At 61.5% G+C, this 22,843-nt stretch carries 21 protein-coding genes; 7 read left to right on the top strand and 14 right to left on the bottom strand.

Going from position 1 to position 22,843, the window contains the following annotated elements; genetic code table 11:
• Positions 1 to 17: 17 nt before the first annotated feature.
• Genes CRO06_RS04135 through CRO06_RS04175 form a run of 9 tightly spaced genes read right to left on the bottom strand, consistent with a single transcriptional unit; the run spans position 18 to position 8,447 of the window.
• On the bottom strand, positions 18 to 1,490 hold the full coding sequence (locus CRO06_RS04135) for an NAD-dependent succinate-semialdehyde dehydrogenase (protein WP_179746462.1): 1,473 nt from the start codon (positions 1,488 to 1,490) through the stop codon (positions 18 to 20).
• Positions 1,483 to 2,436: an MBL fold metallo-hydrolase gene (locus CRO06_RS04140; RefSeq protein WP_022995724.1), complete on the bottom strand. Its 954-nt coding sequence runs from the start codon at positions 2,434 to 2,436 to the stop codon at positions 1,483 to 1,485. Before CRO06_RS04140 ends, CRO06_RS04135 begins: the two co-directional genes overlap by 8 nt.
• Positions 2,437 to 2,473: 37 nt before the next feature.
• Entirely contained in the window at positions 2,474 to 3,274 is an 801-nt protein-coding gene (hpaI, locus tag CRO06_RS04145) for a 4-hydroxy-2-oxoheptanedioate aldolase (RefSeq protein ID WP_097057791.1), read from the bottom strand.
• 12 nt (positions 3,275 to 3,286) lie between these two features.
• Positions 3,287 to 4,090, bottom strand: a complete 804-nt coding sequence (gene hpaH, locus CRO06_RS04150) for a 2-oxo-hept-4-ene-1,7-dioate hydratase (RefSeq protein WP_022995726.1) — start codon at positions 4,088 to 4,090, stop codon at positions 3,287 to 3,289.
• On the bottom strand, positions 4,090 to 4,479 hold the full coding sequence (locus CRO06_RS04155) for a 5-carboxymethyl-2-hydroxymuconate Delta-isomerase (RefSeq protein ID WP_022995727.1): 390 nt from the start codon (positions 4,477 to 4,479) through the stop codon (positions 4,090 to 4,092). The genes hpaH and CRO06_RS04155 overlap by 1 nt, the downstream gene beginning before the upstream one ends.
• A 42-nt stretch (positions 4,480 to 4,521) precedes the next feature.
• Positions 4,522 to 5,385, bottom strand: coding sequence for a 3,4-dihydroxyphenylacetate 2,3-dioxygenase (gene hpaD / locus CRO06_RS04160; protein WP_026948711.1), 864 nt, complete (start codon positions 5,383 to 5,385; stop codon positions 4,522 to 4,524).
• Positions 5,386 to 5,439: 54 nt separating this feature from the next.
• Entirely contained in the window at positions 5,440 to 6,900 is a 1,461-nt protein-coding gene (gene hpaE / locus CRO06_RS04165) for a 5-carboxymethyl-2-hydroxymuconate semialdehyde dehydrogenase (RefSeq protein WP_080531331.1), read from the bottom strand.
• Positions 6,901 to 6,903: 3 nt separating this feature from the next.
• The gene (locus CRO06_RS04170; protein ID WP_022995730.1) at positions 6,904 to 7,674 is read right to left on the bottom strand and encodes a fumarylacetoacetate hydrolase family protein; all 771 of its coding nucleotides are present in this window, start codon (positions 7,672 to 7,674) and stop codon (positions 6,904 to 6,906) included.
• Complete coding sequence (locus tag CRO06_RS04175) at positions 7,671 to 8,447, bottom strand: fumarylacetoacetate hydrolase family protein (protein WP_218839864.1); 777 nt, start codon at positions 8,445 to 8,447, stop codon at positions 7,671 to 7,673. Before CRO06_RS04175 ends, CRO06_RS04170 begins: the two co-directional genes overlap by 4 nt.
• A gap of 120 nt (positions 8,448 to 8,567) precedes the next feature.
• Between CRO06_RS04175 and hpaA the strand changes: the two genes are divergently transcribed.
• Positions 8,568 to 9,467 (top strand): 4-hydroxyphenylacetate catabolism regulatory protein HpaA, encoded by a 900-nt coding sequence (gene hpaA / locus CRO06_RS04180; protein WP_026948714.1) that lies wholly within the window; start codon positions 8,568 to 8,570, stop codon positions 9,465 to 9,467.
• A 10-nt stretch (positions 9,468 to 9,477) separates the two neighbouring features.
• Here the strand turns inward: hpaA and CRO06_RS04185 are convergent, their stop codons facing one another.
• On the bottom strand, positions 9,478 to 11,379 hold the full coding sequence (locus CRO06_RS04185) for an FAD-binding monooxygenase (RefSeq protein WP_097057792.1): 1,902 nt from the start codon (positions 11,377 to 11,379) through the stop codon (positions 9,478 to 9,480).
• Positions 11,380 to 11,733: 354 nt separating this feature from the next.
• On the opposite strand from CRO06_RS04185, the gene CRO06_RS04190 reads away from it, so the two are divergent.
• From CRO06_RS04190 to CRO06_RS04200, 3 genes are all read left to right on the top strand, one after another.
• Entirely contained in the window at positions 11,734 to 12,783 is a 1,050-nt protein-coding gene (locus CRO06_RS04190) for a TRAP transporter substrate-binding protein (protein WP_022995735.1), read from the top strand.
• 63 nt (positions 12,784 to 12,846) lie between these two features.
• Positions 12,847 to 13,338 carry a TRAP transporter small permease gene (locus CRO06_RS04195; RefSeq protein ID WP_097057793.1) on the top strand — a complete coding sequence of 164 codons (492 nt, stop codon included), beginning with the start codon at positions 12,847 to 12,849 and terminating at the stop codon, positions 13,336 to 13,338.
• Positions 13,335 to 14,669 (top strand): TRAP transporter large permease, encoded by a 1,335-nt coding sequence (locus CRO06_RS04200; RefSeq protein ID WP_022995737.1) that lies wholly within the window; start codon positions 13,335 to 13,337, stop codon positions 14,667 to 14,669. Before CRO06_RS04195 ends, CRO06_RS04200 begins: the two co-directional genes overlap by 4 nt.
• Here the strand turns inward: CRO06_RS04200 and CRO06_RS04205 are convergent.
• Positions 14,647 to 15,540 (bottom strand): sterol desaturase family protein, encoded by an 894-nt coding sequence (locus tag CRO06_RS04205; protein ID WP_022995738.1) that lies wholly within the window; start codon positions 15,538 to 15,540, stop codon positions 14,647 to 14,649. The two genes, CRO06_RS04200 and CRO06_RS04205, sit on opposite strands and share 23 nt — an antisense overlap.
• 174 nt (positions 15,541 to 15,714) lie before the next feature.
• Between CRO06_RS04205 and CRO06_RS04210 the strand changes: the two genes are divergently transcribed.
• Both CRO06_RS04210 and CRO06_RS04215 read left to right on the top strand, forming a co-directional pair.
• Positions 15,715 to 17,280: a Na/Pi cotransporter family protein gene (locus CRO06_RS04210; protein WP_097057794.1), complete on the top strand. Its 1,566-nt coding sequence runs from the start codon at positions 15,715 to 15,717 to the stop codon at positions 17,278 to 17,280.
• 14 nt (positions 17,281 to 17,294) lie between these two features.
• A complete protein-coding gene (locus CRO06_RS04215) occupies positions 17,295 to 18,284 on the top strand; it encodes an AraC family transcriptional regulator (protein WP_022995740.1) in 990 nt (329 codons plus the stop codon).
• A 54-nt stretch (positions 18,285 to 18,338) separates the two neighbouring features.
• On the opposite strand, the gene CRO06_RS04220 is transcribed toward CRO06_RS04215, so the two are convergent.
• From CRO06_RS04220 to CRO06_RS04230, 3 genes are all read right to left on the bottom strand, one after another.
• Entirely contained in the window at positions 18,339 to 20,297 is a 1,959-nt protein-coding gene (locus CRO06_RS04220; protein ID WP_022995741.1) for a monovalent cation:proton antiporter family protein, read from the bottom strand.
• 51 nt (positions 20,298 to 20,348) lie between these two features.
• A complete protein-coding gene (locus tag CRO06_RS04225) occupies positions 20,349 to 20,843 on the bottom strand; it encodes a DinB family protein (RefSeq protein ID WP_097057795.1) in 495 nt (164 codons plus the stop codon).
• A 153-nt stretch (positions 20,844 to 20,996) separates the two neighbouring features.
• Positions 20,997 to 21,803, bottom strand: a complete 807-nt coding sequence (locus tag CRO06_RS04230; protein WP_097057796.1) for an endo alpha-1,4 polygalactosaminidase — start codon at positions 21,801 to 21,803, stop codon at positions 20,997 to 20,999.
• Between the two features lie 177 nt (positions 21,804 to 21,980).
• Here CRO06_RS04230 and CRO06_RS04235 point away from each other — a divergent pair, with 177 nt between their 5' ends.
• Positions 21,981 to 22,817 (top strand): SMP-30/gluconolactonase/LRE family protein, encoded by an 837-nt coding sequence (locus CRO06_RS04235; protein WP_179746464.1) that lies wholly within the window; start codon positions 21,981 to 21,983, stop codon positions 22,815 to 22,817.
• The last annotated feature ends 26 nt before the right edge of the window (positions 22,818 to 22,843 follow it).

Raw genomic sequence — 22,843 nt, forward strand, 5'->3', positions numbered from 1 at the left:
TACAGTTGGAATGGGCATTAACCGATGCCCAGACACATGTATTTTACTTCCAGATAATCCTCTATTCCGTAACGGGAGCCTTCGCGGCCCTGACCTGATTCCTTGATGCCGCCAAAGGGTGCCCGCTCGTTGGAAATAATACCTTCATTAACGCCGACCATGCCATATTCCAGCGCTTCACCGACACGCCAGGCGCGTCCCAGATCCCGGGTGTAGACGTAGGCGGCCAGTCCAAACGGCGTATCATTGGCCAGGGCCAGCGCTTCGTCTTCGTCATGAAACCGGAACACCGGTGCCAGCGGTCCGAAAGTCTCTTCCTGAAACAGCAACATGTCCGGTGTCGCGTCGGCCAGCACCGTGGGCTGGAAAAAGGCGCCGCCCAGCGCATGGCGTTGTCCGCCGCTGAGGACCCGGGCCCCTTTGCCAATGGCGTCGGCCAGGTGCGTCTCTACTTTACGCAAGGCGTCTTCATTGATGAGAGGGCCCTGTTGCACGCCTTCCTCGAAGGCCGGGCCGACTCGCAGCGCCGCCACCGATGTGCTGAAGCGCTGGCAGAACGCGTCGTAGATGCGATGGTGGACCAGAAAGCGGTTGGTGCATACACAAGTCTGGCCACTGTTGCGAAACTTGGAGGCGAGGGCGCCTTCCACGGCGGCGTCCAGATCGGCGTCGTCAAAAATGATGAACGGTGCGTTGCCGCCCAGTTCCAGGCTGACTTTCTGCATGTGCTGGGCGCTTTGCGCCATCAGTAGCTTGCCCACGGGAGTGGAGCCTGTGAACGACAACTTGCGGACCCGCGCATCACCGGTGAGCACCGTGCCTATGGCGGCGGCATCACGTCCGGTCACCACATTGAATACACCGGCGGGTATGCCGGCCTGTTCCGCCAGTGCCGCCAACGCCAGCGCCGACAGCGGTGTTTGCGGATCCGGTTTGAGCACCAGAGTGCAACCGGCGGCCAGCGCCGGCGCCGCCTTGCGAGTGACCATGGCGTGGGGAAAATTCCACGGGGTGATCGCCGCCGCCACGCCCACGGGTTGCTTAAGCACCACCAAGCGCCGTCCGGTGCGATCGTGGGGAATGATGTCGCCATACACCCGCTTGGCTTCCTCGGCGAACCATTCGAGGAAGCGGGCACCATAGTCGATTTCGCCGAGGCTTTCCGTCAGTGGCTTGCCTTGCTCCAGACTCAGCAGGCGGGCGAGATCCTGACGGTTCGCCATGACAAGGAGGAACCATTCCTTCAGCAATTCGGCGCGTTCGCCACTGCTGAGATCACGCCAGGCCGGTAATGCCCGATGGGCGGCGTCCACGGCCATGCTGGTGGCCTCCGCGGCAAGATCCGCCACTTGTGTCACCTCGGCGCCAGTGGCCGGGTCAGTGACTGAAAAGCGTTGCATGGCGCTGATCCATTTGCCGTCGATATAGGCGTCCTGCCGTAACAGCGCGCTATTTCCGAGAGCGATTGAGGAGGCAGTGGTGTCAGTCATTCAGGTTGATTTCCATTCCATCTCGGCCCACCACGATGGGGCCTTTATATTGATCTCCCACCGCCTTACGCCAGACGTCGTCGGTGACCAGAGGATCATCGGCGGGAACGAAATGGCTCAGCACCAGTTTTTTCACGCCAGCCTCGTTGGCGATACGGCCCACGTTTTCGGCGGTAACATGGTGGGAGATGATGGCCTTGGCCAAGGTGGAGCCGTTGCCGATACGTTTAGCCAGGCGCTCCACTGCTTCCACGTGGACCACCTCGTTGATCAGCACGTCGGCGTCTTTGGCGAACCGCGCCAACGGCGGAAAGTAGTTCAGGTCTCCGGAGAGAACGATGGTCTTGCCGCCAGTCTCGAACTTGTAGGCGAAGGCCTGACCGTCCTTGAACGGAGGGTGCGGCACGCGCAAGGCAGAAACCTTGAGGTGTTCATCCCGATAAACCATGCCCTCATCGATTTCCTTCACGGTGACCAGTTCGCGTGGATCGGGCTTCCCTTCGTCGTCAATGCGAAGGCCGATATCCACCTGGAAAGTCTTCCAGGTGTTATCGGTCATCGATTGGGTGCCTGGAGGGCCGAACACCCGCACCGGCTGCTTCAGACCGCTGGCCCAGCCGTTCATCAATACCGATGGATAATCCAGTACGTGATCGCTGTGCAGATGAGTGATGAACACACCTTTGAGGCGGGCCAGAGGAATACCGGCCTGAACCAGACGCAGGCTGGCGCCGTAACCTGCATCGAGTAAGTACAGATCATCTCCGACCATCAGCGCGGTGGACTGAGGCAGTCGTTGATCGGAAAGCAGGGAGGGGCCGCCCTTGGTTCCCAGCAGTATCAAACGAACCTGCTGCTGCTCCGCCGGTGCGGCGGCGGCGGTGAACGGAAGCAGAGCGGCTGTGAGTAGCAGCGTCGCGATCAGCGTTGAGCGCAAACGAAACATGATTTTTCCTCTTGTTTTAATGATGATGGGGAGAGCGTCAATACACTGAAGATGGGGTAGGGTTGTCGTCATCCGGTTTAAACTGACCGGCCAGGTTTTTCAGAGCCCCCATCAACAGGCTGGTGTCCACGCCGACGGCCACGAACAGACAACCCAGGTCAAGAAAATGGCGGGTTTTATCGATATTGGCATAAAGTATGCCGGGGGCCTTGCCCGCGGCCAGGATGCGGCGAATGGCATCCTCGATGGCGTTTTGCACTTGCGGATGGCCAGGGTTGCCGCGATGGCCCAGAGCCGCACTCAGGTCCGCCGGGCCAATGAAGACACCATCGACGCCATCCACCGCGGCGATGGCGTCCAGATTATCCAGGCCGGCCTGGGACTCTATCTGCACCAGCAGACACATTTCGTCATTGGCCTTGTCCAGGTAGCCGGGCACGCTGTTCCAGCGTGATGCCCGGGCCAGAGCGCTGCCGACACCGCGTATGCCCTCAGGGGGATAGCGCATGTCGCGAACCAACTGACGCGCCTGGTCCGCCGTCTCCACCATTGGCACCAGCAGCGTCTGTGCGCCCAGATCCAGATACTGCTTGATCAGAGCAGTGTCGCCCACGGGGGGGCGCACCACCGGTTGCGAGCGGTACGGGGCAATAGCCTGCAATTGGGACAGCAGGCTGCGCAGATCATTGGGCGCGTGCTCACCGTCAAGTAACAGCCAGTCAAAACCGGCGTTGGCCGCCAGCTCGGCGCTATAGGGATGGGCCAGCCCCAACCACAGCCCGATTTGCGGTACGCCTTGCAGCAGGGCCCGTTTGAATGTGTTCACCGGCATGTCCATGAGATTTCTCCGTTAAACAAAACGGCAGGCGATGGCGCCGAGATCACCGTAGTCCACATGAAAGGTGTCGCCGGGGCGCACCGCCACCGGGCGAGTGAAGGAGCCACCGAGGATCAACTGGCCGGGTTCCAGACCGATACCGTAGGGGGCCAGCCGGTTGGCGAGCCAGGCCACGCCCTTGGCCGGATGATTGAGCACCGCCGCCGCGACGCCGGACTCCTCGATCACGCCGTTGCGGTAAAGCACCGCCGAGACACGTCTGAGATCCACGTCCATGGGCCGGATGGCGCGGCCGCCCATGACCACGCCGGCGTTGGCGGCATTGTCGGAAATAGTGTCGAAAACCTTGCGGGTCACGCCGCTTTCCGCATCCACCTGCTGAATGCGGGCGTCGATGATTTCCAACGCCGGAATTACATACTCGGTGGCATCGTAGACATCGAAGAGGGTGCAATCCGGTCCTTGCAGCGGCTTGCCGAGCATGAAGGCCAGTTCCACTTCCAGGCGCGGCACGATGAAACGGTCGCAGGGAATGTCACTGCCCTCATTGAACAGCATGTCATCCAGCAAGGCGCCGTAGTCCGGTTCGTCAATGTTGGATGAAACCTGCATGGCGCGGGAGGTGAGGCCGATTTTATGACCGATCAGCTTGCGGCCGTCGGCGATTTTTTTTTCCACCCAGGCGCGTTGGATGGCATAAGCGTCCTCGATGGTGATGTCCGGTTGTTCCAGTGACAGCTGCCGGATCTGGGTACGCCGCTGTTCGGCGTCGTCGAGCCGCCGCGCGGCCTGGCGAATGAAAGCCTCGTCGAGCATCAACTCTCCCCTTTGAGAAAGGCGTGGATGTTGTTGTGTTTGAAGTTCAGATCCGGGTTCAACTCGGTCATCTCGAAGGACACCGCCAGCAGTCGCTTTTCCTGTAACGGGGCGAAGTGGGCCTTGATGACCTCGAACAGTGTTTCCGCCACCCGCCGACGTGTCGCCAGATCGCGGCCGCTGCCGACCTTGAGCGTCATGTGTACGAAAGCATAATCGTGTTGGCCGTCGGCGATGCGCCAGGTGTCGTGACGAATGGCGCGGCTGCGGATGCCGCCGAGTGGAAACACGCCACTGTTACCGAGAGCCTCGTGGACGTTGGCGAACAGACCGTCGAAATCCACTTCGGGTTCGAGGTTGCCGCTGTATTCAGCAATGAAATGGGGCATGGCTCTTACTCCGTTTGAGTACGTCCGTGTCAGTGCGCGCGGTTACCAGGGCAGGGGGAACACCGCGTTGATCTGGCCGGTGCCGGAACTGCCGAACGGTTCGGTAAGAATCTCCACCGGCTTGTCGTATTCGGCGCCGCCGAGCAGGCCCAGCAACATGGCGGTGTCATGCATGCCGCCTTCGCCATAGCAGTGCTCGGCATAGTCCGGCAGCATGGCGCAGAACTCCCCGAAGCGGCCCTGGCGCCACAGGTCCACCACCCTCATGTCCACCTGGCGATCGAACTCGCGGGTCCATTTGTGCAGGTTGTTCTCCGCTTCACGATCGTCGGAAAAACGGTGGGAAAGCGATCCCGAAGCCAGTACCAGAACTTTGTGATCGCTGGCCTCGATGGCGCGGCGTACGGCGGCGCCGAAGGTGAAACTGTCCTCCAGCCGGTGCCAGGCGTTCCAGGCGGCTATGGAAATGACACTCAGATGCTGTTCCTCGGGCACGTCCATGTGCATGTAGCGCATGGGCACCAGGGTGCCGTACTCCAGTTCCAGACTGGGGATGTTGTGAGCCAGGGTGCGCACGCCAGCGGCGTTGGCCTCGGCGGCTATGTTTTCTCCCAGCGCGGGGTTACCGCCATAACGGTAGCGCATGTCCTTGATGAAGTGCGGCAGCTCGTTGCTGGTGTAGATGCCTTCAAACCGTTCACCGCAGTTGATGTGAAAGCCGCTGTTGACCAGCCAGTGCACGTCGAACACCACGGCGGTATCGGCGCCGAGCTCACGGGCACGGCGGCCGATTTCCTTGTGGCCGTCGATGGCCGCCTGCCGGCAGCCTTGATGTTTGCCCGGCAACTCCGACAGGTACATGGAGGGCACGTGGGTGATTTTAGCGGCGAGAACGACTTCGCCCATGATTTTTCTCCTTATCCGAGATTGGCGCTCCGCCCTTGAATCTTAAGCTGGCGTTCACACGCCCCAGCGGGGAATGTGGTGACTGCCCATGGAAAGGCAGACGTTTTTGACTTCGGTGAAGGCCTCGAAACTGTATTCACCACCTTCGCGGCCGGTACCGGACTGTTTGACGCCGCCAAACGGCTGACGCAGATCGCGCACGTTCTGGCTGTTGATGAACACCATGCCGGCCTCGATGCCACGGGCCACCCGGTGAGCCTTGCCGACGTCCCGGGTCCAGACATAGGAGGCCAGACCGTATTCCACGTCGTTGGCCAGTTCCAGCGCTTCGCGTTCGTCCTTGAATTTACCCAGACACACCACCGGGCCAAAGATCTCTTCCTGGCAAATGCGCATGCGATTATCCACGTCGGCGAACACGGTGGGTTGAATGAACTGACCGTTGGCGACCCGTTCCGGCAGCCCGGCCGGACGCTCCAGGCCGCCGGCCACTAATTTGGCGCCTTCCTCGATACCCAGACGAATATAGCCGGTGACCTTCTCGTAATGCTGACGAGTGATCATCGAGCCCACCTGGGTTTCCGGATCGGTGGGGTCGCCCACTTTCAGGCGTTTGGCGCGCTCGGCGAAGGTCTTCACGAACTCGTCGTAAACACTTTCCTGAATGAAAATACGGCTGCCGGCGGTGCAGCGCTCGCCGTTCAAGGAGAAAATGGTGAACAACGCCGCGTCCAGGGCCCGATCCAGGTCCGCGTCCTCGAATACCAGCACTGGCGACTTGCCGCCCAGCTCCATGGAGTATTTCTTCATGCCGCCGTTCTGCATGATCTTGCGGCCGGTGGTGGTGCCGCCGGTGAACGACACCGCGCGGACGTCCGGGTGGCGTACCAGGGCGTCACCGGCGGTGGCGCCGTAACCCTGGATCACGTTGAACACGCCGTCGGGCAGGCCCGCTTCCTTGGCCAGCCGGCCCAGTTCGTTGGCGGTGAGCGGCGAGAGTTCCGACATCTTGAGCACGGCGGTGTTGCCCAGTGCCAGGCAGGGAGCGGTCTTCCAGGTGGCGGTCATGAACGGCACATTCCAGGGCGATACCAGTGCGCAGACCCCGACCGGCTGGTACAGGGTGTAATTGAGCATCTGGTCGTCCACCGGATAACTGTGCCCGTTCATGCGGGTGCACACCTCGGCGAAAAAGTTGAAGTTATGCGACGCGCGTGGAATCAGCACGTTTTTGGTCTGATGGATCGGCAGACCGGTATCCAGCGTTTCCAGCTCCGCCAGTTTCGGTACGTTCTCATCGATCAGCTCCCCGAGCCGGCGCATCAACCGCGCCCGTTCCTTCGCGGGTGTGGCGGCCCAGCCTGGAAAAGCGGCCTTGGCGGCGGCCACCGCCTGATGGACTTCCTTTTCGGTACCGCTGGCCACCTGGCCGATCACTTCGCCGGTGGCGGGGTTGATGTTGTCGAAGGTCTCGTCGCTGGCCACCTGCTGGCCGTTAATCCAATGCTTGATCACGGGTTACTCCTCGGTATTCCTGAAAAAGTCGCTCTCGCTGACCATGTGGTTGCGCAGCCTGCCGATCCCTTCTATCTCCACGTCCACCACATCACCGGGCTGGACGTCGGCCATGCCCTTGGGGGTGCCGGTAGCGATCATGTCGCCGGGAGACAGGGTCATGAAGCCGGACAGATACTCGATCAGGAAAGCGACATCGAAAATCATGTCGGCGGTGGTACCTTCCTGGCGCAGCTCACCATTGATGTAGGTGCGCAGGCGCAGGTCATTGGGGTCGGGCACATCGTCACGGTCGACGATCCACGGGCCCACCGGGGTGGTGCTGTCGCGATTTTTCACCCGCAAATTGGGGCGGTAGTAGTTTTCCAGGTAATCGCGAATGGCGTAGTCGTTACACAGGGTGTAGCCGGCCACAAAGTCGAGGGCGTCGGCGCGCGGCACATTACGCGCGGTCTTGCCGATGACCGCCACCAGCTCGCACTCGTAATGCATGTACTCGACGTTGTCCGGGCGCCAGCTGCGGCCGTTGTGACCGGTGTAGGCATTGGCGGCCTTGACGAACACCAGCGGTTCCTTGGGCGCTGCCTTGAAGGACAGTTCAGCGGCGTGGTCGGCGTAGTTGAGTCCCAGGGCGAACATGGTGCCGGTGGCGGGCGGCAGCCAGGTGACCTGTTCCGGGTCCAGTATCGTACCGTCCGCGAGCAGCGGATGGCCGTCGTCATTCACGGCCACCGCCAGCGTGTCGCCGTGGTATTGAATGCGTGCACTTTTCATTGTTTCGCCTCCCCGCCGTGGTCGGTGACGATAAGGTTGCGGAGGGTGCCGATGCTCTCGATGGTGGTGTCCACCTGATCCCCTTCGCTGACATCCACCCGGCCTGGCGGTGTTCCAGTGATCAGCACGTCGCCTTCGTTCAAGGTCATGAATTCGCTCAACTCGGCGATCAGGCGGGGAATGGGCCGAATCAGATCGGCGGTACTGCCGCGCTGCTTTTCGACCCCGTTAACCGTCAGGGTCAGCGTGAGGTCATGGGGGTTGGCGATATCGTCGCGGTCTACCCACCAGGGGCCCAATGCGCAGAAACCGTCCCGGCACTTGGCTTTGATCGCCGGCCGGTAGTAGCTGTCTTCCGGCAGGCTGAACTCGTTGACCACGGTGTAGCCGCGAACATAATCGAGGGCGTCCTGCTCACTGATACGACTGGCGCGGCGACCGATCACCACGCCCAGGGCGGGACCCGGTTGCAATCGCTCCCCCTGAGGCCGTGCCACGGTGCCCTGGTGCGCATTGCGCGTGTTCGGGGTCTTGATGAACAACACCGGCTTCTCCGGTGGCTTCTGGTAGGGCGGCTGGTGAAACTCCGGTAGCCGGGCCTCCAGCAGACTCCGATAGTTCAAGGCCACACCGAACAGAGTGCCACCACTGGCCGGGAGCCAGCGCAGCGCGGTGACGTCAAGAACCGCGCCGTCGTCGCTTATGGGGAGGTCGTCCGGACCGATCGTGACCGTCCGGACGCGCCCTTGATATTCCACTTTAGCGTGCCGCATGAAGGCTCCTTGTTTTGTTAATAGGTTAATGTTTACATTAATATATTAATGAAATCAAGAAGACGTTGCCGGATCCGCTAAAGCGGTGAATGATGCCGGTATCAGGCGGCGGGCAGGACCATGACAACAACCGACCCCATACCCAACATCAACATCGGTCAGGTGTACGACAAGCGCTACGCCGACGCTGAAGTGCACTACGACGCGCTCGGCCGCATGGCGGACTTCTTCGGACGCAACATGCCGGCGCACCGCCATGTGCGCTTCTTCCAGGTACATTACGTCAAGTCCGGCATGGTGCGGGTGTACCTGGATGAGCATCAGTACCATCAGCGGGCCCCCCTGTTCTTCCTCACGCCACCCACGGTGACCCACGCCTTCGTCACCGATGCGCACGCTGATGGCCATGTGCTCACGGTGCAGCAGCAATTGGTGTGGTCGCTGCTGGAGGAAAGCGGTGACCTGGGCGACGTCAGTGATATCGCCGCGCTGTGTGTGGCGGCTTCCCAACTGCCGGCGGCACAGGCACCGGCGATGGCGGGACTCGACCGTCTGTTTGATCAGCTGCGCGCGGAAATTCAACGGCCGCGGCCAGGGCAGTCTCAGGCGGTGCGGGCCCTGGCGCAGTTGATCTTCATCGATCTGTTCCGGCTGGCACGCAACCGCGTGACGCCGCAGCCGGTACGTCATGAGGACCTCTCCCTATTTCAGCGTTTTCAGATGCTGATCGAGGATCATTACCCGCATCACTGGACCCTGACCCGCTATGCCGACGAACTGGGTGTTACCGAGAACCGGCTCAACGAGATTTGCCGGCGCACCGCCGGCAAATCCAGCAAGCGGTTGGTGTTCGACCGACTGATGCAGGAGGCCCGCCGGTTGCTGATCTTCACCACCGCGTCGATCAACGAGATCGGCTACCAGCTGGGCTTTAATGACCCCGCTTATTTCTCACGCTTTTTTACCCGCGAAGCGGGCATGACACCGGGGCGCTACCGCGCCGACAAGCGGGCGCCCTGAGTCCGGGGTGTCATCGGCGCTGCCGCAGCATGGCTCCATCGAAGAAGGCGGCCAGTTCATCGGTGGCGTCCAGAGCGGTCACCAGTGAAACGTACTGATCCGGCCGCACCACCACCACCGCGCCTTTTGGATCGATACCCCGGGCCTCGAAGATGTCGTGCTCCGGGTCGACGGCGTAAACCTTTTCGTAGTCCGTCAATTGGAACGGGCCGACCTTTGGCATGAACAACGCCGGAATCATTGGGCCGAACTCCACCTCGCCATGGGGCCGTCGATAGATCACCTTTATATCGAAGAGACTGTCGAGATCAGTTTTTTCCGGAGTGTATTTCACCACCGGAGAACGGGGGCTGTTGAGCATCCAGTCGGCCCAGTTGGCCAACGGGGAGTGCCCGGTGGGAGCCGATTGATCGGCGAAGACATAGATCCGCCAGCGGCCATCGGCGGTGGCATGGTGCCCCAGGTGAACGTCATTGCCATCGCACACCCGCATGGCGGGGGCGGATTTGAACCGCTTGCCGACCGGGAAGCCGGTGGCCAGATGTTGGTGTGCCTTGCCGCCGGTGATCATCGACGGTTGATATTCGGTCATGAAGCCCGCTGGGAATTCGGCGGTTTTGACATAGAACTCCTTCAGCTCTTGCGGGTTGCTGAATTCCTCGGCCGGTTTGGCCATCAGGCTCGACCATTCGCGATCAAAATCAATCAGGTTCTGAGCCACCACCTGACGCTCACTGGAATAGGTTTCCAGCAGCGATTCCGGAGCGATGCCGGAGAGCACGTGGCCCAGTTTCCAGGCGATGTTCCAACCATCCTGCATGGACACATTCATGCCCTGGCCGGCCTTGGCGCTGTGGGTATGGCAGGCATCGCCGGTGATGAAAACGCGTGGCGCGCGGGTGCCGGTAGCCTCGGGGGGCACGTCATCGAACTTGTCGGTTACCCGGTGGCCCACTTCGTAGACGGTGTACCAGGCGCAATCCTTAACTTCCAGGGTGTAGGGGTGGAGGATTTGGTTGGCCTTGGCGATGGTGGTTTCCAGCGTGGTTTGGCGTATGCGGCGGTTGTCATCCCCGGCCACTTCGCCAAGATCGACGTACATGCGAAACAGGTGACCGCCCTCGCGGGGAATGTGCAGAATACTGCCACCGGAGGCGGACTGGATCGCGCACTTGGTGCGGATGTCTGGAAAATCGGTGGTGGCGAGAACATCCATGACGCCCCAGGCGTGATTCGCGACCTTGCCGATGTGCTTGCGGCCGATCGCTTCGCGCACGCGGCTATGAGCCCCATCGCAACCGATCACGTACCTGGCTTTCACGGTACGTTCCAGACCTTCCTGATCGCCGCAGACATGGCGCAACGTCACCGTCACCGGATAGTCCTCGCCATGATCGATGCGTAAATCCTGGAATTCCAGCCCATAGTCCGGAGTCAGGCGGGCGGGGGCGTTACGGGCGAACTCGGCGAAATAATCCAGCACCCGAGCCTGGTTGACGATGAGATGAGGGAACTCGCTGATTTCGCCGCTGGCGTCATCGGGAGCCACCGAGGAGCGGACAATGTGGGAGGGGTTGTCCGGGTCCGGTGTCCAGAACGCCATCTCGGTGATCCGGTAGGCCTCGGCGGTGATCCGTTCGGCGAAGCCGAACGCCTGGAAGGTTTCCACACTGCGCGCCTGGATACCATCGGCCTGGCCCAGCCGCAGGCGCCCGGGGCGGCGTTCGACGATACGGGTGGTGATATTCGGAAACTTCGCCAGCTGGGCGGCGGCGATCATTCCCGCCGGTCCGCTGCCGACAATCAGCACGTCGACCTGGTCCGGCAAAGTGTCGGGGCGGTTGACCCCGGTGCCGGACGCTTCTTCGATTCTCGGGTCTTCGGATACATAGCCGTGATGGTGGAACTGCACTGTTACTTCTCCTGTTTTCCGGGCCGGCCGGAGGTCTGTGAACATCAAACCGGCCCGCCGCGATTGTTGTTATCGGCGTATGACGTTCCGCATCTTGGCCGAGGGGAGAAAACGAACCCAGGTGATTTACGCGGGAAAAATTGCACTTTTCGTGGGGTGCTCGTCGGGGGCGGTACGGAGAGTGACAAAAGAAAGGCGCCGGCGGTTTTTCCTAATCCTCCGTTGACCTGATCGGGGCGAGGTGTTAGAAATTCATTAATACATTAATGGAATCCGGACGGGCCAGTGAAAGGAATCGATGGCGAGGATGGATTCCGATGAATAACAATCAGGGTATCAACCCGAGAGGTGTGTATGCATTGCAAAAAAATCATGGCCCTTCTGGCGATCGTATGGCTGTCCTTGAGCGCCCAGACCCAGGCGGCGGAACAAAAAGAAAAAGTCACTTTACGTATCATGCATTTCCTGCCGGCGGTGGCGAATGCACAGAAAAACGTGCTGGAGCCCTGGTGCGCCGATCTGGCGGAACAATCCGGTGATCGCATCGAATGTCAGATCTATCCGTCCATGCAATTGGGCGGTACGCCCGCTCAGCTGGCCGATATGGCTCGTAATGGCGTGGTGGATATTGTCTGGACCGGTCTCGGTTACGCCGCCGGCCGTTTCCCGCGTAGCGAGGCGCTGGAGTTGCCGTTCGTGATGCCCTCCGGTGGGGTTGATGGCAGTGAAGTGGCGTGGGAATTTTATCAACGCTACGCCAAGGATGATTTCCGTGATTACCACGTGCTGGCCATTCAGAGCGACGGTGGTGGTACTTTGCACACCGCGCGCCGCAAAGTGGCCTCCCTGGACGACATGAAAGGGCTGCGAGTACGGGCGTCCACCCGGCTGGCTTCCGAGTTGCTCACCTCCCTGGGCGCCACGCCGGTGAGCATGCCGCCGGCGCAAATCGCCGACACGCTGGCCAAGGGCGTCATCGACGGGGCCCTGGCGGTGTGGGAAGTGGTGCCGCCGACCAAACTGGATGAGACCACTCATTACCATATGCGGACCGCGCCGGATCAGGCCACGCCCACGGTGACCACGCTGGCGGTATTGATGAACAAAAAGCGTTATCAGAATCTGCCCGACGATCTGCGAGCGATTATTGACCGGTTTAGCGGAGAGGCCCTGTCCCGCCGTTTCGGGGAAGCCTGGGATGTGACCATCGATCAGGTGGTGGAGAAACTGTCCGCCGACCCGGACCACGAGATCGTGACGCTGGACGATGCCACCTATCAGTCCATGCGTGAGGCCTCGCAAAGAGTCACCGATGAGTGGGTGGCCTCCGATAAGGGCGGTATCGACCGCCAGGCGCTGTATCAGGGGCTGCGGGATATCGTGCGTGAACACGCCGCCCGCTAACGCCGCTCATTAATGCCGCCTTTCAACTCCGCCCTTCAACTCTGATAAAGGCCGAGGTTTCCCATGGTTGAAACGGTATTGCGCCGTCTCAGCATCGTGGTCGCCGTGCTTGGCGGTGCCGTGGTGTTGTCGGTGATCGCCATGTCGCTGGTTTCTCTGCTGGGGCGCAAGTTGTGGTCCGCGCCGATTCCCGGTGACATAGAAATTCTGGAAATGGCGATCGCCGTGGCGGTGGCCTCGTTCATGCCGTTGTGCGAGCTGCGCGATAACCACATCCGCGTGGATCTGATCGCCGGGCTGCTACCGGCGGGAGTGAACCGGGTGCTACTGTCACTCAGTCATCTGCTGCTGGCGCTGGTGGCGGCGTTGCTGATCTGGCGCACCGGCCTGCTCACCCTGGACAGTCATGAATACGGGTCCACATCCACCATGCTGGCGGTGCCGCTGTGGATTCCGCAGATGCTGATGCTGCCCGGTCTGGCGCTGTTGTGCGCCTGCGCTCTGTATCAGGCGGCACGATCGCTGACCAGCAAGCCGCTGCGGGTGCCGTCATGAGTGGTATGGAAATCGGACTCTGGGTACTCGGCGGCGTTCTGCTGATTCTGGCGCTGCGCGTGCACGTGGGCGTGGGCATGTTGCTGGGTGGTGTGGCGTGCTATCTGATCGTCAATCACGGTGACACCACGGCGCTGCTGTTCACCATCAATAATCTGGTTTACGCCCGCTTTTCCAATTACGACCTGGCGGTGATTCCACTGTTCGTGTTGATGGGGCAGTTCGCCATTCACGGCGGTCTGTCGCGCGCCCTGTTCAAAGCGGCGGCGGCTTTCATTGGTCATTGGCGCGGTGGTCTGGCGATGTCCGCCGCCGGTGCCTGTGCCGGTTTCGGTGCTATTTGCGGCTCGTCCCTGGCCACCGCCGCCACCATGAGCCAGGTGGCGTTACCGGAGCTGGAGAAACATCAGTACCCGCCCAAACTGGCCGCCGGGACGGTGGCGGCCGCTGGTACTCTGGGCATTCTGATTCCGCCGTCGGTGCCGTTGATCATCTATGCCGTGCTCACCGAGGAGTCCATCGCCAAGCTGTTCATGGCGGCGGTGATTCCTGGTCTGGTGGCGATGTTCGGTTATCTGGTGGTGATCCGCCTGGTGGCGGTACGTACCATGGCGTCGGTGCCGAGGGTGGACAAGGCCGGCTGGCCTCAACGGTGGCGGGCGTTGCTGGAGGTGTCTCCGGTGCTGTTGATCTTCATCGTGGTGATCTTCGGTATCTATGGAGGCTGGGCCAATCTCACCGAAGCGGCGTCCATTGGCGCCGCCGCCTGTGGCGTGTTTGCGGTAGTACGCGGTGGCTTGCGCTGGAAAGGGTTGTACCAAAGCCTGATCGGCACCGCCGAGGCCACCGCCATGATCTACCTGGTGGTGGTCGGCGCCGATCTGCTCAACAGCGGCCTGGCGCTCAGTCAGATGCCGGCGGAACTGGCGTCCTGGGTTGCCGACAGTGGGTTGGCGCCTTTCGTGGTACTGCTCTCGATTCTGGCCATCTACCTGCTGTTGGGTTGCGTGATGGACTCCCTGTCCATGATTCTGCTCACCGTGCCGATCTTTTATCCGATCGTGGTCAACCTGGAATTCTTCGATCTCACCTATACCGAAAAGTCGATCTGGTTCGGTATCCTCGCTCTGATGGTGGTGGAGATCGGTCTGATCACGCCACCCATGGGAATGAACCTGTTTATCGTGCAGAAGTACAGTGCCAATACGTCTTTGGGCACGGTGAGCCGGGGTATTGTCCCGTTCCTGTACGCGGATGTGATTCGTATCGGCATCCTGGTGATGATCCCTGCCTTGTCGCTGCTTTTGCTTAATCTGCCGGGGAGCGGCTGAACCCGTCCTCCGTTTCCTGCTCCGGGCGCTGCCATTCCGGCGGCGCCCAGAAGTGCTTCAGGCGATGCCTTAGTGGACCGGGCCGCAGAGCGTCACGGAACATGTCGCGGGCCTCGTGCACCGTCAATGTGATCGGATTGAAGCTGTCCACCGGGCGGGTGATGCCATACTCCACCGGCACGGTTTCCTGCTCTTCCACGAAAGTGCCGAACAACCGGTCATATAGGATCAGAATGCCACCGTAGTTGCGGTCGATGTATTCGGGATTGCGGCCATGGTGCGCGCGGTGGTGGCTGGGCGTGTTGAACACGAACTCGATCGGACGTGGCAGCTTGCCAACCCATTGGGTGTGGATGAAATACTGATAGGCCAGATTCACCGTGAGCATGAAGAACACCCACACCGGTTCGAAGCCGAGGAACGCCAGCGGAATATAAAAAATCCAGTTGCCGGCCAGGCTGTACAGGGCGCTTTGCCGCATGGCGGTGGAGAAATTCATGTAGCGGCTGGAATGGTGCGCCACATGGGCCGACCAGAACCAGCGGATGCGGTGGCTGGCACGGTGAAACCAGTAATAAAAGAATTCCAGAAGCACGAACAGCAGCGCTCCGGTGAGCGGGGTCATGGTGACGGTGAACAGCCGGTGCTGGTAGGCCCAGTTGAACAGCAGCGCCACCAGGGTCACGGTGACCAGCGTATCGAACACCATATACAGGGCCCCCAACCCCATACTGGCAGCGGTGTCGCGCAGCAGGAAGCGGCCGCGACCGCGAAAGCGGATCCACTCCGCCAATAACACAGCGATGAAGATCGGCACCATGGCGGGTAGTACCAGGGTGCGCCAGTCCAGATGTTGTAAAGCCTCGAGCATGGGGACCTCGCGAAAAAACGGTCGCCACCACCGCCATGGTGGGCGGCGGGACGGTCCGGGAAGATTGACGGACCTCAAGATTGTTCCCCGATGGCGCAGAAAACGCTTGACGCAGCCGGACTCTTTTTTGACAAATGACGACAAGGGCGCGAAACACGGTCAGAGAGAAGGCACATGGGGTACATAAGCTCCAGCCTGGGCGGTCTGGGACTGTTCTTGCTGGGCATGTGGTTGATCACCGAAGGCTTGCGGGTCGCCGCCGGACCCTCCCTGGAGCGGCTGCTGTCCTCCTGGACCTCGAGCCGGTGGCGCGGCCTGGTGTCGGGCACTTTGTTGACCGTCATGGTGCAATCCTCAAGCGCTGTCACCGTGGCGGCCCTGGGGTTCGTCAATACCGGATTGTTGCGCTTCGAGCGGGCGGTTTGGGTGATTTTCGGCAGTAATCTGGGAACCACTCTGACGGCGTGGCTGGTGGCGATGATCGGCTTCAGCTTCAAGATCGACCTGTTCGCCTTGCCCATCATCGGGGTGGGTGCGCTGCTGCGCGTGTTCGCCCCTTTTGACCGTTACCGCAGCCTTGGCATGGCCTTGGCGGGATTCGGCTTGCTGTTCATGGGTATCCAGGTGCTGTCCTCCGGCTTTGGCCAGATGGGAGAGCGGTTGTCGCTGGGCATGGCGGGCCAGCCGTTGGTGCTGATGGTGGGAATAGGCGTGCTGCTGACCACCTTGATGCAGTCTTCCAGTGCCGCCCTGGCGGTGGTGCTCACCGCCCTGGCCGGTGGCGTGATCGATTTCGGCGGCGCCGCGGCGCTGGTGATCGGCGCCAACGTGGGCACCACGTCCACGGCGCTGCTGTCCACCCTCGGTGCCACCGTTCAGGCCCGGCGTTTGGCGGTGGCCCATGTGTTGTTCAATCTGCTGACCGCGCTGGTCGCGTTGGCGTTACTGGGGCCCGGCGTCGATCTGGTCGTGGCTGTCGCCAGTGGTTGGGGGCTGGCGCCGCCGGGGCAGCTGGCTCTGTTTCATACCGCGTTCAATGCCTTGGGCATAGTGCTGATGTGGCCATTGGAGCCGGTGCTGACGCGTTTTTTGCTGACGCGCTTCAAGGAACGTCAACGGGCCACGGCGCAGTTGCAGTTCCTGGATCGTAACGTGGCGGATTTGCCGGACGCGGCAAGGACGGCGCTGGCCAGGGAGATCGAACGGATCCTTGCGCGCTATCCGGATGCGCTCGGTGGCTTGCCGCGGCCTCATGACGAGCGTCTCAAGGGCATCGCCGAGCGGCGCCAGCTGCTGGCGGGATTGGGTGATTTTCTGGCCATGGCCGGTCGGCAACAGCTCACCGAGGAACAGGTGAACGGCTTTCGTATCGGCTGGCGGATCCAGTTGAACCTTTCCAACATGGAAGATGCCCTGGCCGGGATGAACGAGCATGGCCGCCAGATGATCCGGCAGCCGGATCATGAGGTCGCCATGGCGGTACTGGCGGCCTGGTTCGAGCAAATGCACCAGCAACTGCGGCGCGGGGGGGATCCCACGGAGCCGTTGCGTTTCGCCTACGAGCAGGTCAAGGACGCTTTGATGCAACGCGCCATGGACGGCGCGCTGACACGCTATACGTTGGATTTGGCCTTGCAGGACTTGAGTTTGTCCCGCCGCTTTCTGGAACAATGGTGGCGGGCCACGGTACATCTCCGTGCTCTGCTCGATGATCCCGAGCAACAGGCACCGCTACCATGATCAACGATACTACAATGACGACTTCCGCCGATAATTATGTGGCCGCCGCCTATGTGCGGTTGCTTTACGATTACCTGGAAAGCCAGGGGGTGGAGGCCGAGACCCTGCTGGGCGCGCCGACGGTGCTGGCCGAGGATGGGTTGGAGAAAGTGCCGCTGGCGTTCTGGCGGCACAGTCTTGAGATTGCCAGCCAGCACCTGGATGAGCCGGCCCTGGGGTTGGCGGTGGCGCGTACCATCACCGCCCGGCATTTCGATGTGCTTGGCTATGTGGTGTCCCACTGCGGCACACTGGGCGAAGCGCTGGCACGGCTGGAGCGATATCACCGGCTGGTTTATGACGTGAATCCGGCCCGGGTGGCCACCGTGGGCGACAGTCTGGAAGTGCGTTGGGGAGTGGAACGTGGCCGCCCGGGCGCGCTGGTGGATGAAACCGGCGTGGCGGCGGTGGTGCAGTTCATTCGCAACCTGGTGGGCCGGGATTTGCCGGTGGAAGCGGTGCATTTCGTCAATCCAGAACCAGCGGATCTGGCGCCTTATCGGGCGTTTTTCGGTGCCGAGGTGCGTTTCGATTGCGCGCGGACGGTATTGCGGATACCGCTGACCTATCTGGCGCTGCCGCTGGGCGCGCCGGACCCGGGCCTGGTGGATATCCTCGACCGGCAGGCGCAGTCGTTACTGGAACGTCAGCCGCGCGCGGGGTCGCCCTACGACGCCGATCTGGTGCGTTTGATGCGCGAAGGGCGGCCGACGCTGGAAGCACTGGCGGAGCGCTATCATGTCAGTGCGCGTACCATGCAACGCCGTTTGGCGGAACAGGGGGAGACGTTCCAGGCGGTGTTACAGCGAGTCCGCTACCAACTGGCCCGGGAATACCTGGCGGATGGCCGCCTGGAATTGACGGAAGTGGCGGCACTGCTCGGTTACTCCGAGCACAGCGCCTTTACCCGGGCGTTTCGTCAATGGGCCGGGGTCGGCCCCAAGCGCTGGCGCCGCGAGCGTTAGCCTGGATATTTCCCATTGGCCCGGTGTTAAGTGCGGGCGGGTGAGATACCCGGGCTAACCGCCGAGCAATTTTTCCTCGGTGGCTTCCACTGCCTCCAGAGGCCCGTAGAGGATGAGAATGTCACCGGCCATCAGTGTCTGATCCTCGCCGGGGTGATTGATGGTCTGTTCCCGCCGGCGCAGGGTCTGCACTTCCACCTTACGGGCAGGCAGATCCAGATCACCCAGGGTTTTGCCGATGCACGCGGCCTGCTCGTCGAGGGTGACCGCGTGCAGAAGCCGATAGGGATTGCCGGCGCTGTCGCTGGTGGGCAGCGATTCGCCGTGGTAGTAACCGCGCAGCAGCTTGTAGCGTTCGCGGCGGCTCTGGCGCAGCATGGCCAGCACTTTTCCGAACGGCGTATCCAGCATCATCAGGGCATGGGCCACCAGCATCAGCGAGGCTTCCAGCACTTCCGGCACCACTTCGGCGGCACCGGCCTGCAGCAATTCATCCAGATGGGTGTCGTCGCGGGTGCGCACCAGAATTCGCAAGTCCGGACACAGCTGATGGGCGGTATGCAGGATACGCTCGGCCTGGCGTGCGTCGTCGAAGGTCACCACCAGCAAGCTGGCGCGATGAATGCCCGCCCGTTCCAGGATCTCCTTGCGGGTGGCGTCGCCAAAGATAATACGCTCGCCGGCCTGGCTGGCCTCCTGAATCCGCACCAGGTCGGTATCGATGGCCACCGCCTGATGATGAAAGCGGTTGAGATAGCGCATCAGGTTCTGACCGACGCGGCCATAACCGCACAGCAACACATGCCCGGTGGTATTCTCGTCCACCGCCGGGGTGTCCGGTTCCTGTTCCCAGCGCCGGAGCAGGTGACGGGTGAGAAAGCGGCCGTGCTCCAGGAGGGCGGGGGTGGCCGCCATGGTCAGCACGGTGATCGAGACCAGAACACCGGCCTGTTCGCTGTTCATCAAGCCGTGTGACACCGCCAGGGCCACCAGTACGAAACCGAACTCGCCGCCTTGCGCCAGCATGATACCGCTGCGCAGGGCGGTTTCCTTGCGCTCGCCCAGCAGCTTCAACAGCGCCGTCACCAGCAGGGACTTGAATACCATCAGCGCGGCGGCACCGAGCAGGATCCAATGCCAGTGTCTGGCGAATAATTGCGGGGACACCAGCATGCCCACACCCATGAAAAACAGTCCCAACAGCAGATCACGGAAGGGCCGGATATCGGCCTCGATCTGATGGCGGAAGTGACTTTCGCCAAGCATCATGCCGGCCAGAAAGGCGCCCAGGGCCATGGACAGGCCGAGGGCATGCGTCACCCAGGCGGCCAGCAGCGCCAGCAGCAGAGCCGTCATCACGAACACTTCATCGGAGCGGGCGCGGCCGGTTTCCTCCAGGGCGCGGGGCAATACCCACTTGCCAATCACGTAGATGCCAAAGAACAACAGCAGGGCTTTGCCCAATGTCGTCCCGGCGGTGATCAGAGGGTCGCCGATTTCCGGGTGCGCCAGCACCGGCAACAGCACCAGCATGATCACCGCCGCCAGATCCTGGAACAGCAGAATGCCGGTGCTGGCGCGGCCATAGCCGGTGTTGACCGCGCCCCGGGCGATCAGATCGCGGATCACGATGGCGGTGGACGATAGCGCGAAAGCGCCCCCGGCGATCAGGGCGATGGCCAGTGGGAAATCCAGCAGCCACATGATCAGCAGTACCGGCAGGCCGGTCAGCAGGATTTGCAGCGGCCCGGCGCCAAACACCACCCGGCGCAGGGCGAGCAGACGCGGTATGGAAAATTCCAACCCCAGGGAAAACAACAGAAACACAATGCCGAACTCGGCCAGATACTGCATGCCCGTGGTGTTGCCCACCCAGCCCAGGCCGCCTGGTCCGGCGAGAATGCCGGCACCCAGATAGGCCAATATCGGTGGCAGATGCAGGCGCCGGAACAGCACCACGGCGAACACCGCGGTGGCAAGCAGAATCACGACTAGAGTGAGGGCATCGGGCATGGCGCGTCCTGGGAGTACAATCGTTTGAGAATCAGAGTACCGCAGTTCGCGTCACGGAGAGGGCATGAAGATCAAGTCCGTGATGCCCACATCATGGCCCAGTTGGCCATAGGCGGTGGTGAGCTGGCCGCGATGGTGGGTCTGGTGATTGAAAAAATGCGTCAGGCAAAGCCGCAATGGATAGCTTCGGGATTGGCCGGTGGAAGCCGAGACGTAGCTGAGCTCACCGTCCAGACGGCTTTCCTCGAGTCCGGCGATATAGTCCAGAATGGCCTGATCGGTACTGTCCCGCTCCCGCCATAATTGATCGAAATCCTCATACAACTGCTGATCCAGGCTCCGGACCTGAAAAGGGCGGTCAAGGAACCGGCCCAGCCACAGCCGGTCGGTGAGCAGTAGATGGTTGAGCGTGCCGTGAATGGAGTGGAAGAACAGGCCCTGGTCCGCCTTGCGCTGGGTGTCGTCCAGTTTGGCACAGAGTTGGTAGTGTTGCCGATTCTGCCACCGGTTATAGAGTGCCAGTGTCGAGTAGTGCGATAACCACATCACAACCTCCCGGGTTTGGGCCGTTCAGGCTGGCATGTTGGCAGGTAATCCGGGGCTTGCCAAATTTCGTGGGCTGTGAACTGGCGTGGCACGGCGATCAGAAAAGAGACACCCCGGGGGGGGTCTTCAAAGTCTACGTGAGGGCTCATGAGGTCACGGATTACAACTTAATCGGAAGCTGCCATCCAGTAGTTCCGGCAGTGTAAGTGTGCGGAATCCGAGCCCCTGAGTGTACAGGCACAGTTGGTCGCGACCGACCGGATCGTTGGCGTACAAATAGTCGATGTGCAGTACGGGTTTACCGGCCTGAGTGAATGGTGTCAGTAACTCGCATTCGTCCCATTCATGACAGGATTCGTTGATGGCGAAATCGAAATGCGCCACCAGATCCTGGATCTGGCCCAGGTCATTCTTTAGTGAGACCGCCAATCCCCGTTGGTGGGCTTCACCGGCAAGCCAGATATTGTAGTCAAGCTGATTCTGGTAGGTCAGCGGCAGGCCAGTGTGGTTGGAATAGCCGTCCACGTTATCCGGGTCGACACCGTCGCAGCCTTTTTCCACCGCCAGATCGAGTCGGTCGGCCATGATCTCACGGACATTCTGTGAGCGGATATCGAGCCAGCGTTCGCCGGGCCAGTTGCCCAGCCGTCGGCCTTTGTCACCGGGCAGGAAACGCCCGGCGTCGTCCCGCCAGTTTTCGAAAGTGCCGGCGGAAAAGTAGCAGATCATTTTAGCGCCCTGGGCATGCAGGCCGCCAATCACGCTTTGTTCGGTGTCAAACAGGTCGAGCACGTAGAGCTCCACGTCGTAGTGGGTGTCCGGTGTGCCCTGGAGCTGTACCTGCCAGTTTACGTCCATGGCGGGCTGGTACCAGCCGCCGTTGGCAAGAGCCGGCTGGACGAGCGCGGCGGTGCCCAGCAATGTCGACAGAAGCTCGGGAAGAGACAGGAAAGTAGACATGATGGTGTCCATGTGCCGGGATTTAAACAAGCATACAATGCGGATCGAATCAATCGTTAGAGGTTTTCGATGAGCGATCATGCGACAGGGATAAAGGGGCGTGGCCACCGGGACACAGGGTGTCTCTGGCCAGGTGTTGCCGTCGCGCTGCTGTGGCTGTGCGCGCCTGTCGGAGCGATGGAGCCGGCGTCGAGGGACTGGGTGGCGGAGGGCACTTTCCCGCGCGGTATTGAAGGGCCGGCGGTGGCGCCGGACGGCCGTTTGCTGGTGGTCAACTACCAGCGGCCGGGGACCCTGGGGGTGATAAGCGGACAGTTCCAGGCCGGCCTGTTGCTGGTGTTGCCGAGGGGCAGCGTGGCCAGTGGTTTGCGGTTTGGCCCCGATGGTTTCCTTTATGCCGCCGATCATCGCGGCCACAATCTGTTGCGCATCGACCTGGATGACGGCAGCGTCAGCGTCTGGGTTCACGAGCCACGCATGCATCAACCCAATGATCTGACCATCGCCGCCGATGGGGGCATCTACGCCAGCGATCCGGACTGGAACAATGGCACGGGCCGGGTTTGGTATGTGAGCCCCGCCGGTCAGGCGCGTGTCGCCGCCGATCATCTGGGCACCACCAATGGCCTGACGTTGAGCCCGGACGGCCGGTGGCTCTATGTGGCCGAGACGGTGCAGCGTCGTATCCGTGTCTTCGAGGTTGGGGACGGTGGCGCGCTGGATGGTGGTCGCGTGCTGGTGGAATTTCCACGGCACAAGCTCGATGGGCTGCGCGCGGATGTGGATGGCAATCTGTATGTGGCGCGGTATGGCGCAGGCGAGATCGCGGTGGTGGCGCCGTCTGGAGAGGTGCGGCGGACAGTAAGGCTCAAAGGAGCGTACCCGACTAACCTGACCTTCGGCGGCGAGGACGGGCGGAGGATGTTCGTGACCGTGGATAAGAGGGGACTGGTGGAATCATTCCGGGTCCCGCGTCCCGGAGCCGACTGGGTGCGGCTGCAAGACTTGCGGTAGGGGAGTACACCGTTCCCGCCAGGCGG

Origin of the sequence: Alloalcanivorax xenomutans (assembly GCF_900217905.1) — a bacterium.
In the GTDB taxonomy this organism is placed as follows: domain Bacteria; phylum Pseudomonadota; class Gammaproteobacteria; order Pseudomonadales; family Alcanivoracaceae; genus Alloalcanivorax; species Alloalcanivorax xenomutans.